Source organism: Streptomyces capoamus (genome assembly GCF_014654935.1).
Classification (GTDB): Bacteria; Actinomycetota; Actinomycetes; order Streptomycetales; family Streptomycetaceae; genus Streptomyces; species Streptomyces capoamus.
Genome location: NZ_BNBF01000011.1, coordinates 112,401 through 124,031, shown reverse-complemented (window position 1 = coordinate 124,031; position 11,631 = coordinate 112,401). Strand labels below are relative to the sequence as shown.

The 11,631-nt window shown below is 71.6% G+C and carries 7 protein-coding genes and 2 pseudogenes; 6 read left to right on the top strand and 3 right to left on the bottom strand.

Annotation, left to right across the window (positions count from 1 at the left end):
- Positions 1-253: pseudogene (locus IE312_RS40840) on the bottom strand (MFS transporter); the annotation flags it as partial.
- 490 nt (positions 254-743) lie between these two features.
- Here IE312_RS40840 and IE312_RS19060 point away from each other — a divergent pair.
- Positions 744-1,532: an ABC transporter ATP-binding protein gene (locus IE312_RS19060; RefSeq protein ID WP_189983334.1), complete on the top strand. Its 789-nt coding sequence runs from the start codon at positions 744-746 to the stop codon at positions 1,530-1,532.
- Entirely contained in the window at positions 1,529-4,114 is a 2,586-nt protein-coding gene (locus IE312_RS19055) for an ABC transporter permease (protein ID WP_189983333.1), read from the top strand. Before IE312_RS19060 ends, IE312_RS19055 begins: the two co-directional genes overlap by 4 nt.
- Before the next feature lie 85 nt (positions 4,115-4,199).
- Here the strand turns inward: IE312_RS19055 and IE312_RS19050 are convergent, their stop codons facing one another.
- Positions 4,200-4,757: a phospholipase A2 gene (locus tag IE312_RS19050; protein ID WP_189983331.1), complete on the bottom strand. Its 558-nt coding sequence runs from the start codon at positions 4,755-4,757 to the stop codon at positions 4,200-4,202.
- Positions 4,758-4,993: 236 nt separating this feature from the next.
- Here IE312_RS19050 and IE312_RS19045 point away from each other — a divergent pair, with 236 nt between their 5' ends.
- From IE312_RS19045 to IE312_RS19030, 4 genes are all read left to right on the top strand, one after another.
- Positions 4,994-5,356 (top strand): helix-turn-helix domain-containing protein, encoded by a 363-nt coding sequence (locus tag IE312_RS19045; RefSeq protein ID WP_229900113.1) that lies wholly within the window; start codon positions 4,994-4,996, stop codon positions 5,354-5,356.
- A gap of 670 nt (positions 5,357-6,026) precedes the next feature.
- Positions 6,027-9,557, top strand: a complete 3,531-nt coding sequence (gene mfd, locus IE312_RS19040) for a transcription-repair coupling factor (protein ID WP_189983329.1) — start codon at positions 6,027-6,029, stop codon at positions 9,555-9,557.
- A 261-nt stretch (positions 9,558-9,818) separates the two neighbouring features.
- Positions 9,819-10,535 carry an HNH endonuclease family protein gene (locus IE312_RS19035; protein WP_189983327.1) on the top strand — a complete coding sequence of 239 codons (717 nt, stop codon included), beginning with the start codon at positions 9,819-9,821 and terminating at the stop codon, positions 10,533-10,535.
- A gap of 61 nt (positions 10,536-10,596) precedes the next feature.
- Complete coding sequence (locus tag IE312_RS19030) at positions 10,597-11,340, top strand: GNAT family N-acetyltransferase (RefSeq protein ID WP_189983325.1); 744 nt, start codon at positions 10,597-10,599, stop codon at positions 11,338-11,340.
- 31 nt (positions 11,341-11,371) lie between these two features.
- Here IE312_RS19030 and IE312_RS40835 read toward each other — a convergent pair.
- A pseudogene (locus tag IE312_RS40835) lies at positions 11,372-11,631 on the bottom strand (hypothetical protein); the annotation flags it as partial.

The window sequence follows — 11,631 nt, the reverse complement described above, 5'->3', positions numbered from 1 at the left end:
CGAAGGTGTCGGACAGCTTGCCGTACACCGGCAGCGTGACGGTGACGGCGAGCAGGTAGCCGGAGAACAGCCACGAGAAGACGGCGAACCCGCCGAGGTCGCCGACGATCTGCGGTACGGCCGTGGAGACGGCGGTGGAGTCGAGCGCCGCCAGTGCCATCGACAGCATGAGCGCGGCGACCACCGCCCCGCGCCGCCCGGTGTCCTGCCGCCGGTCGGCCCCGCCGCGTATCGCCGGTGTCGTACTCCCCACCGCACACCCCTCCCGTGCTCCCCGACGGCCACTGCCCCGTGCCCCCTGCACGCATCACCGCGACGACAGCTTCCCACGGCGGGCCGGGCCCGCCCCTGACGTCGGGGAAGGGCGCGGGCTCCCGCACCGGCGGGCGGCGGCTTCCCGCGCCGAAGGGTGGAGGCTTCCCGCGCCGAAGGGTGGAGGCGACCCGGAGGACGGCTCCACCCGGCGGTGGAGCACCCCTAGGGGTTCCTCCGTACTCCGGCCCGGGGCGGGGTCGTCCCGGCGGAGGACGAGACCGGCCGGGAGCCTTCCTTAACCTGGCTTTACGCCGCTGGGGGGCGGCGGACCGCACCGGCGGGGGTGGGGTTTTCCCCCCGGAAAGACGGGGCTCCGCACCAGCGCGCGACACCCCCGCCGGCCGCGAGACTCATCGCCGTACCCAAGACCGACCGCCCGGGACCCCGGGCAGCACGCACGATCCGTCGACCCACATAGGAGACATACCGTGACATCGGCTGTGACCATTCCCAGGCACGGGGGCACTGGAGGGACTACGGCCGTTGCCGCGCGGGCGCGGCAGGTCGTGAAGGCCTACGGGTCCGGCGAGACCCGTGTCGTCGCCCTGGACCACATCGACGTGGACATCGCCCGCGGCCGGTTCACCGCGATCATGGGTCCCTCCGGGTCCGGCAAGTCCACCCTGATGCACTGCCTCGCCGGCCTCGACACGGTGACGAGCGGTCACATCCACCTGGCCGACACCGAGATCACCGGCCTGAAGGACAAGAAGCTCACCCAGCTGCGCCGGGACCGCATCGGCTTCATCTTCCAGGCGTTCAACCTGCTGCCCACGCTGAACGCGCTCGAGAACATCACGCTGCCCATGGACATCGCGGGCCGCAAGCCCGACCGGGCCTGGCTGGACCGCGTGGTGGAGACCGTCGGCCTCGCCGGGCGCCTCAAGCACCGCCCCACCCAGCTCTCCGGCGGCCAGCAGCAGCGCGTCGCCGTGGCCCGCGCGCTCGCCGCCCGCCCCGAGATCATCTTCGGGGACGAGCCCACCGGGAACCTCGACTCCCGCGCGGGCGCCGAGGTCCTCGGCTTCCTGCGCCGCTCGGTGGACGAACTCGGCCAGACCATCGTCATGGTCACCCACGACCCGGTGGCCGCCTCCTACGCCGACCGCGTGCTCTACCTCGCCGACGGCCGGATCGTCGACGAGATGTACCAGCCGACGGCCGAACAGGTCCTCGACCGCATGAAGGACTTCGACGCCCGGGGGCGCACCTCATGACCGTCCTGAAGACCTCGATGCGCAACTTCCTCGCGCACAAGGGCCGCATGGCACTGTCGGCGGTCGCGGTCCTGCTGTCGGTGGCGTTCGTGTGCGGCACGCTCGTGTTCACCGACACCATGAACACCACCTTCGACAAGCTCTTCCAGGCCACCTCCTCCGACGTCCAGGTCAGCGCAAAGGGCTCCTCGGACACCGGGCAGACCACCTCCCGCACGGGCAAGCCGCCCGTGCTGCCCGCCGCCGTGGTCGGGAAGGTCCGCACCGCCCAGGGCGTGCGGTCGGCCGAGGGCACGGTGTTCTCCACCTCGGTGACCGTCGTCGACGCCGACAAGGACAAGCTGTCGCCCAGCAGCGGCGCGCCCACCATCGTCGGCAGCTGGAACGGCAACGACGCCCGCACCATGAAGATCACCTCCGGTACGGCACCCAGGGGCCCGGACCAGGTGATGGTCGACGCCGACACCGCCGGCAAGCACCACCTGAGGCTCGGCGACGAGATCGGCGTGATCACGGCCGTCGGCACGCACCACGCGCGCGTGTCCGGCATCGCCGCCTTCAAGGTCACCAACCCCGGCGCGGCCATCTTCTACCTGGACACGGAGACCGCCCAGCGCACCCTCGTCGGCCGGACCGGCGTCTACACCGACGTCAACGTCACCGCCGCGCGGGGCGTGACCGACGCGCAGCTGAAGCAGAACGTCCTCGCCGCCCTCGGGCACGACTACAAGGTGCAGACCGCCAAGGAGGTCGCCGACGCCAACCAGAAGGACGTCCAGAGCACGCTGAACGTCATGAAGTACGCGATGCTCGGCTTCGCCGGGATCGCCTTCCTGGTCGGCATCTTCCTGATCATCAACACCTTCTCCATGCTCGTCGCCCAGCGCACCCGCGAGATCGGCCTGATGCGCGCCATCGGCTCCTCCCGCAAGCAGGTCAACCGGTCCGTCCTGGTCGAGGCGCTGCTGCTCGGTGTCATCGGCTCCGTGCTCGGTGTCGGCGCGGGCGTCGGCATCGCCGTCGGCCTGATGAAGCTCATGGGCCGCATCGGCATGCACCTGTCCACCGACGACCTGACCGTCGCCTGGACCACCCCCGCCTCCGGCCTGCTCCTCGGCGTGGTCGTCACCGTCCTCGCCGCCTACCTGCCCGCCCGGCGCGCCGGCAAGGTCTCCCCGATGGCCGCTCTGCGCGACGCCGGTGCCCCGGCCGACGCCAGGGCCGGCGCCGTCCGGGCCGGCCTCGGACTGCTCCTCACCGCCGCCGGCGGCTGGAGCCTGTACGTCGCTGCCACCGCCGGCCAGGCCAAGACCGGCTCGGGCTGGCTGGGCATCGGCGTGGTGCTCACCCTGATCGGCTTCGTCGTCATCGGACCGCTGCTGGCCGGCGGCCTGGTCCGGGTCCTCGGCGCGGCCCTGCTGCGGATGTTCGGGCCGGTCGGGCGGATGGCCGAGCGCAACGCGCTGCGCAACCCGCGCCGCACCGGTGCCACCGGCGCTGCCCTGATGATCGGCCTCGCCCTGGTGGCCTGCCTGTCGGTGGTCGGCTCCTCCATGGTCGCCTCCGCCTCCGACCAGCTCGACAAGACCGTGGGCGCGGACTTCATCGTCCGCAGCGACCAGGAGGACGGGCTCGTCGCCAAGCAGGCGGTGCAGGCGATCAAGAACACCCCGGGCCTGGAGCGGGTCACCGAGTACAAGTGGACGGAGGCCGCCTTCACCACCCCGGACGGCAAGCGGCTGCCGAACACGACCATCATGGCCGTCGACCCGGCCTACGCCACCGACGTCCGCACCGAGACCGTGGCCGGCGAGGTGAAGGACGCCTACCGGATCGACTCCATGTCGGTGCCCGAGAAGTTCGCGAAGGACCACGGCGTCCGGCTCGGCTCCACGATCACCGTGGCCTACGAGGACGGCCGCACCGCCCGCCTGACGGTCCGGGCGATCACCCGCAGCGACACGCTCATCGACTCGGGCGCGGTGTACACCTCCATCGCCACGCTCGCGAAGTACGTCCCGGCCGGCCGGATGCCGCTCGACGAGATGGTCCTGGCCACCGCCGAGGACGGACGGCAGGCCGCCGCCTACCAGGCGCTCAAGGCCGCACTGCACGACGACTTCCCGCAGCTGACCGTGCGCGACCAGACCGACTACAAGCAGGACCTGAAGGACCAGATAGGCCAGCTGCTCAACATGATCTACGGCCTGCTGGCCCTCGCGATCATCGTCGCGATCCTCGGTGTGGTGAACACCCTGGCCCTGTCGGTGGTCGAGCGGACCCGGGAGATCGGTCTCATGCGGGCCATCGGCCTCTCCCGCCGCCAGTTGCGCAGCATGATCCGCCTGGAGTCCGTGGTGATCGCCGTCTTCGGCGCCCTGCTCGGCCTCGGCCTCGGCATGGGCTGGGGCGCGACCGCCCAGAAGCTCCTCGCCCTGCAGGGACTGAAGATCCTGGAGATCCCCTGGCCGACGATCACCGGTGTCTTCATCGGCTCGGCCTTCGTGGGCCTGTTCGCGGCCCTGGTGCCGGCGTTCCGGGCGGCGCGGATGAACGTGCTGAACGCCATCGCCACCGACTAGGCACGGGAAAGCCGGACGGCGGGGCGCGGAGTTCCTCTCCGCGCCCCGCCGTCCTCGTGCAGGGGTGCCGGTGGGTGCCGGTGGATCAGCCGGCGGCGCTGACCGCGTCGTAGTACGTCTTCGCGGTCTTGCGGCAGGCCGCCCGCAGCCGGCTGCGCTCGGAGGGCGGCAGGGGGTCCGCCCACGGCTTGTAGTCGCACGCGGAGTACAGGTCCCTCAGGAGGGCCTTGTCGACGCGCTTCTTGTGGCCGTTCTTCTTGAAGTAGTAGTTGCCGATCAGGCCCTTGTAGTTGCGGTAGCCGAAGTCGTGCCGCCAGCAGGCCATCTTGAAGTCGTAACCACCGGGCAGGGTGTCCCGGGCGTGGGTGCAGTAATCGGTCTTCCAGTTGAACTTGTACTTCTCGATCGACTGCTTGTGGGCCAGGTGCTGGTTCATGGCGTCGAGCCACCTGCCCGTCGAGGCGTTGGAATCCTCGGTGAGATTCTTCAGCTTCGAGAGCTTCTGCGCCTTCGTCAGCGAAGCGGTCACCGAAGGAGAAACGGACCCGGCGGGTGCGGAATCGGCCAGCGCGGGCGCGGCGCCGACGGCGAGAACGGCACCCGAAAGGGCGATGGCGGACAGTGCGGTGCGCAACTTGGTCAAGGCTCATTTCCTTTCCCGTGGAGGACGGCGGTGAGCATGGCATGTCCGTACCGGGCGGGCAATCTCCTTTGTGCCGGAAGTGGTCCGGAGGGGAATCGGAATGTATTGCTCCAGGGTTCTGAGCTGGCTATATGCATTTCAGCTGGCCGCTATACCATTCTCGCTATATGTCGTGGGCGAAGCTCAGATCTTGCTCAACAGAGGGACCGCGTGGCCGGCTCGCGGCTAGCCTTTGCGTGGACATCTGGGCCGATATGCGTCGGCATCGAGCCATCCGGGAGTCAGAGGTGCAGCGTCATCGACGGGGGATGATCTGGACGTGTGCCGAACGCGGGGAAATTCCCGACGAAAAGCTGGAGCAAGCGGTGGGGCGGGCCGTCCGTGAATTTCGTGGAAGAGCCGGAATGACCCAGACGCAACTGGCGGAACTCTCCGGGCTGACCCAGGCGGCGATCTCCCGGCTGGAACACGGGAAATGCATGCCGACTTTCGCCTTGCTGGAACGCATCGCCGGGGCCTTCGGCTCGGCCCTGCTCGTCTCGGTCGAACCGGGACGCGGGGTGACGGTCGCCTTCACGGACAGCGGCGAAGCGGCCTGACGGGGGATGGGGGCGACTCGGCGGCCCGTTGGCGGCGCGGGGGGCGCGGGGGGCGCGGGGGGCGTCTCGCTCACCATTCGGCCGGCGGTGGGTGGGGGGAGCGGGCGGCGCGCAGGGGCGTCCACCGCCCGCTGCCCGGTGCCGTCGGCTGCCCGGTGTCCGCTGCCTGGTGCCCGCTGCCGCGGCTGCCCGTCGTTGTCCGCTGCCCGGTGTCCGCTGCCGCGGCTGCCCGCCGCCGTCGGCCGCCCGCCGCCGTCGGCCGCCCATTGTCGGCTGCCCGGTGCCGTGGCTGCCGCCCTCCGTCGGCCGCTCGTTGCTCGCTGCCGTCGGCTGCCGCGGTTGCCCGTTGCCCGGTGCCGCCCGCTGCCCGGTGCCGTCGGTCGCCCGTTGTCCGCCGCCCGCTGCCCGCTGCCCGGTGCCGTCGGCCGCCCGGTGCGCACTGCCGCTGCTGCCCGCTGCCCGTTGCCCGCCGGAGGCGTCTCGTGGTCGTCGGTGGGGCCTCGTGTCGGTCCGGCCGTCCGGTGTGGGTTCCGGCGCGGCGGGGGCACCCGGGTTCTCGCCGATGTCGTCCGCGCGCCGCGTCGTCGCCCTCGGCGTCGTAGGCTGGGCAGCCCCGGCCCGTGAGACGTGTCGGGCTGTCTGCGTTGCCCCTGCCCGGATGGAAGCCCTCATGAGCCTGCACGGTCTGCTCGACGCCGTAGTCAAGGATCCCGCCCTCGCGGAAGCGATTCAGGCGGCGGCGGACGGCAACCGCCCGCACGTCGACCTGGTCGGCCCCCCGGCCGCCCGCCCCTTCGCGGTCGCCGCCCTGGCCCGCGAGGCCGGCCGCCCGGTGCTCGCGGTCACGGCGACGGGCCGCGAGGCCGAGGACCTGGCCGCCGCCCTGCGCTCCCTGCTGCCCGAACAGGGCGTCGTGGAGTACCCCTCCTGGGAGACCCTCCCGCACGAGCGGCTCAGCCCGCGCAGCGACACCGTCGGCCGTCGCCTCGCCGTCCTGCGCCGCCTGGCCCACCCCCGCCCGGACGACCCCGAGACCGGCCCGGTCTCCGTCGTCGTGGCGCCCGTGCGCTCCGTGCTCCAGCCGCAGGTCAAGGGCCTGGGCGACCTGGAGCCGGTGGCCCTGCGGACCGGCCAGAGCGCGGACCTGAACGACGTGGTCGAAGCCCTCGCCGCGGCGGCGTACGCGCGCGTGGAGCTGGTCGAGAAGCGCGGCGAGTTCGCCGTGCGCGGCGGCATCCTGGACGTCTTCCCGCCCACCGAGGAACACCCCCTGCGCATCGAGTTCTGGGGCGACGACGTCGAGGAGATCCGCTACTTCAAGGTCGCCGACCAGCGCTCCCTGGAAGTCGCCGAGCACGGCCTGTGGGCGCCGCCGTGCCGCGAGCTGCTGCTCACCGAGGACGTCCGCGCCCGCGCGCGGGCCCTGGCCGAGGCCCACCCCGAGCTGGGCGAACTGCTGGACAAGATCGCCGAGGGCATCGCGGTCGAGGGCATGGAGTCCCTCGCCCCGGTCCTGGTGGACGACATGGAGCTGCTGCTCGACGTGCTGCCCCAGGGCGCCATGGCCGTCGTCTGCGACCCGGAGCGGGTCCGTACCCGCGCCGCCGACCTCGTGGCCACCTCCCAGGAGTTCCTCCAGGCGTCCTGGGCGGCCACCGCCGGCGGCGGCGAGGCCCCCATCGACGTCGGCGCCGCCTCCCTGCGGTCCATCGCCGACGTCCGCGACCGCGCCCGCGAGCTGGGCATGATGTGGTGGTCGGTGTCGCCGTTCGCGGTGGACCTCGAACTGGAGGCCGACACCCTCAAGCTCGGCATGCACGCCCCCGAGACCTACCGCGGCGACACCGCGCGGGCCCTCGCCGACACCAAGGGCTGGCTCGCCGACGGCTGGCGCACGGTGTTCGTCACCGAGGGCCACGGCCCGGCCGCCCGCACGGTCGAGGTGCTCGGCAGCGAGGGCATCGCCGCCCGTATGGACGCCGACCTCGGCGAGCTGAGCCCCTCCCTGGTGCACGTCTCCTGCGGCTCGATCGAGTACGGCTTCGTCGACCCCGCGCTCAGGCTGGCCGTGCTCACCGAGACCGACCTGTCCGGGCAGCGCACCGCCACCCGCGACGGCGCCCGGATGCCGGCCCGCCGCCGCAAGACCATCGACCCGCTCACCCTGGAGCCGGGCGACTACATCGTCCACGAGCAGCACGGCGTCGGCCGCTACATCGAGATGGTGCAGCGCACCGTCCAGGGCGCCACCCGCGAGTACCTGGTCGTGGAGTACGCACCCGCCAAGCGCGGCCAGCCCGGCGACCGCCTCTACATCCCGACCGACCAGCTCGAGCAGATCACCAAGTACGTCGGCGGCGAGGCACCCACCCTGCACCGCCTCGGCGGCGCGGACTGGACCAAGACCAAGGCGCGCGCCAAGAAGGCCGTCAAGGAGATCGCCGCCGACCTGATCAAGCTGTACAGCGCCCGCATGGCCGCCCCCGGCCACGCCTTCGGCGCCGACACGCCCTGGCAGCGGGAGCTGGAGGACGCCTTCCCCTACGCGGAGACCCCCGACCAGCTCACCACCATCGCCGAGGTCAAGGAGGACATGGAGAAGTCGGTCCCCATGGACCGCCTGGTCTGCGGCGACGTCGGGTACGGCAAGACGGAGATCGCCGTCCGGGCCGCCTTCAAGGCCGTCCAGGACGGCAAGCAGGTCGCCGTCCTCGTCCCCACGACCCTGCTGGTCCAGCAGCACTACGGCACCTTCTCCGAGCGGTACGGGCAGTTCCCGGTCAACGTGCGCGCGCTCTCCCGCTTCCAGACCGACACCGAGGCCAAGGCCGTCCTGGAGGGGCTGAAGGAGGGCTCGGTGGACGTCGTCATCGGCACCCACCGCCTGTTCTCCTCCGAGACCAAGTTCAAGGACCTCGGCCTGGTCATCGTCGACGAGGAGCAGCGCTTCGGCGTCGAGCACAAGGAGCAGCTGAAGAAGCTTCGCGCCAACGTCGACGTGCTGACCATGTCCGCCACCCCGATCCCGCGCACGCTGGAGATGGCGGTCACCGGCATCCGCGAGATGTCCACGATCACCACGCCCCCGGAGGAGCGCCATCCGGTGCTCACCTTCGTCGGGCCGTACGAGGAGAGGCAGATCGGCGCCGCCATCCGCCGCGAACTGCTGCGCGAGGGCCAGGTCTTCTACATCCACAACCGCGTCGAGTCCATCGACCGAGCCGCCGCCAGGCTCCGCGACATCGTCCCCGAGGCGCGCATCGCGACCGCCCACGGCCAGATGTCGGAGTCCGCGCTGGAACAGGTGGTCGTCGACTTCTGGGAGAAGAAGTTCGACGTGCTGGTGTCGACCACGATCGTGGAGTCCGGCATCGACATCTCCAACGCCAACACCCTGATCGTGGAGCGCGGCGACACCTTCGGCCTGTCCCAGCTGCACCAGCTGCGCGGCCGGGTCGGCCGTGGCCGCGAGCGCGGGTACGCCTACTTCCTGTACCCGCCGGAGAAGCCGCTGACGGAGACCGCGCACGAGCGCCTGGCGACCATCGCCCAGCACACCGAGATGGGCGCCGGCATGTACGTGGCGATGAAGGACCTGGAGATCCGCGGCGCCGGCAACCTGCTCGGCGGCGAGCAGTCCGGGCACATCGCCGGCGTCGGCTTCGACCTGTACGTCCGCATGGTCGGCGAGGCCGTCGCCGACTACCGGCGCCAGCTGGAGACCGGCGGGATCGAGGAGGAGCCGCCGCTCGAGGTCAAGATCGAGCTGCCCGTCGACGCGCACGTCCCGCACGACTACGCCCCCGGCGAGCGCCTGCGCCTGCAGGCCTACCGCTCCATCGCCTCCGCCAACTCCGAGGAGGACGTCAAGGCCGTCCGCGAGGAACTCACCGACCGCTACGGCAAGCTGCCCGAGCCGGTGGAGAACCTGCTCCTGGTGGCCGGGCTGCGGATGCTCGCGCGGGCGTGCGGCGTCGGTGAGATCGTCCTGCAGGGCACCAACATCCGCTTCGCCCCGGTGGAGTTGCGGGAGTCGCAGGAGCTGCGGCTCAAGCGGCTCTACCCGGGCACGGTCATCAAGCCCGCCGCACACCAGGTGCTGGTCCCCCGCCCGAAGACCGCGAAGGTGGGCGGCAAGCCGCTGGTCGGCCGCGAACTGCTGGCCTGGGTCGGCGAGTTCCTCACCTCGGTGCTGGGTTAGGACCGTGAGGCCGCGAGTTCCCGTTCCCTCGTAGCGCGCCCTCGTATCCCGCCCTCGTGTCCCACCTCCGTGCTCCCCGTCCTCTTGCGTCGACAAGGGGACGGGGAACGGAGGACGTGACACCTCCTCAACCCGTCCTGTTTGCCCGGTAATCGCCCCTTAACGCCCTGTCTTGCGGGTGGCGACGGGCCGTTACCGTGGAGAGCGGAACGATCCGCCCCGCGCCCGAGGGCGGACCCGGGTGAGCGAGGGGGACGTACCGTGACGCGTTTGAGGGTCGGAGCGGTCACCGCCGTGACCGTGCTGGTCGCCGTGGCCGGCTGCAAGGACGGGCAGAACGCCGGGACGTCCGGACCCGAACGGACCGGCCGCGGGGGCCCGGCCCTGGCCGCCGCCGGCTCACTGACCGTCAAGGGACGTGCACCGAAGACCGGGTACTCCCGGGACCGGTTCGGCACCGCCTGGGCCGACACCGACTCCAACTCCTGTGACACCCGCGACGACATCCTCAAACGCGACCTGAAGCACGTCCGCTTCACCGGCGGCACCTGCAAGGTGTCCTACGGCCTGCTGGAGTCCGACCCCTACTCCGGCAAGGAGATCACCTACCGGCGCGGCCGCAGCCAGGTCGACATCGACCACGTCGTCGCCCTGTCCGACGCCTGGCAGAAGGGCGCCAAGTACTGGGACTTCAGCAAGCGGATAGCGCTGGCCAACGATCCCCTCAACCTCCTCGCCGTCGACGCGAGCACCAACCGCGGCAAGGGGGACGGCGACGCGGCCACCTGGCTGCCGCCCAACAAGGGCTACCGGTGCACCTACGTGGCCGCCCAGGTCGCGGTCAAGAAGAAGTACGGCCTGTGGGTCACCGCCGCCGAGCAGGCGGCCATGAAGAAGGTCCTCGCCGCCTGCCCGGACCAGAAACTCCCCACCGGCGGCAACCCGACCACGGCACCCGGCCGCTTCCGGGCCCGGTGACCGGCCGGCGCCCCGGTAATCCGCTGTCCCGCCCGGGACCCCGCCACCTACTGTGGCCGCCATGGACTACAAGGTGAGCAGCCTCGCCGAGCGGCCCGACCGGCTGCCGGCGGTGCTCGGCATGACCGACACCTGGCCGGAGTTCGTCACCCAGGACCTCATGGGCAACGCGCACTACGGCCGCATCCCCACCGAACTCCCCGAGTACGCCCTGTTCGCCGAGGACGAGGACGGCCAGGTCGTCGCCCACGCCTACAGCGTGCCCTTCGCCCTGGACGTGGCCGGCCGGCGGAGCCTGCCGGCCCGCGGCTGGGACCAGGTCCTGGCGTGGGCCTTCGCCGACCTGCGCCGCGGCACCCGCCCGGACACCGTGAGCGCCGTCTCGGTCACCCTCGCCCCGCACGCCCAGGGCCGCGGACTGTCGGCCGTCATGCTCTCGGCGATGCGGGACACCGCCCGTGCCCGCGGCTTCCGCGAGGTCGTCGCCCCCGTCCGCCCGAACGCCAAGCACCGCGAACCGCGCACCCCGATCGCGCAGTACGCCCGCCGGGTCCGCCCCGACGGGCTGCCCGAGGACCCGTGGCTGCGCGTGCACGCCCGGGCGGGCGCCACCATCGACTCCGTCGCCCCCGCGTCCATGACCGTGACGGGCTCGCTGGAGGAGTGGCGCCGCTGGACCGGGCTGCCGTTCGACACCGCGGGCGATGTCGAGGTGCCCGGCGCACTGGTCCCGGTCCGCTGTGAACCGGAGCACGGGTATGCCGTCTACGTCGAACCCAACGTGTGGATGCGGCACCCGCTCTGACCGTGCGCCGGGCCCGGCCCGGAACCGGGTGTTACAGCGCGTCCAGGTCGATGATCTTCCCCGCGGGCTTCTGTGCGGGCACCGGCTTGCCGTACTCCGTGAACGACAGGTGCTCCGGCTCCTTGGCGCCGGACGCGGTGTCGATCCGCAGCAGGTACGGCTTCCCCTCGGTCGCCACGTACGCGGTGTAGCGGTCCTTGCCGTCCTTCTCGTGCAGGGCGATCGCGGGGGTGCCGTCGATCCGGGTGGTCCTGCCGCGGGTGGTGCCCGTGGACTCGCCGTCACTGATGT

What these genes read in the sequence shown, in the direction of transcription:
- IE312_RS19055 (WP_189983333.1), top strand. Translation starts at nt 1,529, where the DNA reads ATGACCGTCCTGAAGACCTCGATGCGCAACTTCCTCGCGCACAAGGGC.
- IE312_RS19030 (WP_189983325.1), top strand. Translation starts at nt 10,597, where the DNA reads ATGGACTACAAGGTGAGCAGCCTCGCCGAGCGGCCCGACCGGCTGCCG.
- mfd (WP_189983329.1), top strand. Translation starts at nt 6,027, where the DNA reads ATGAGCCTGCACGGTCTGCTCGACGCCGTAGTCAAGGATCCCGCCCTC.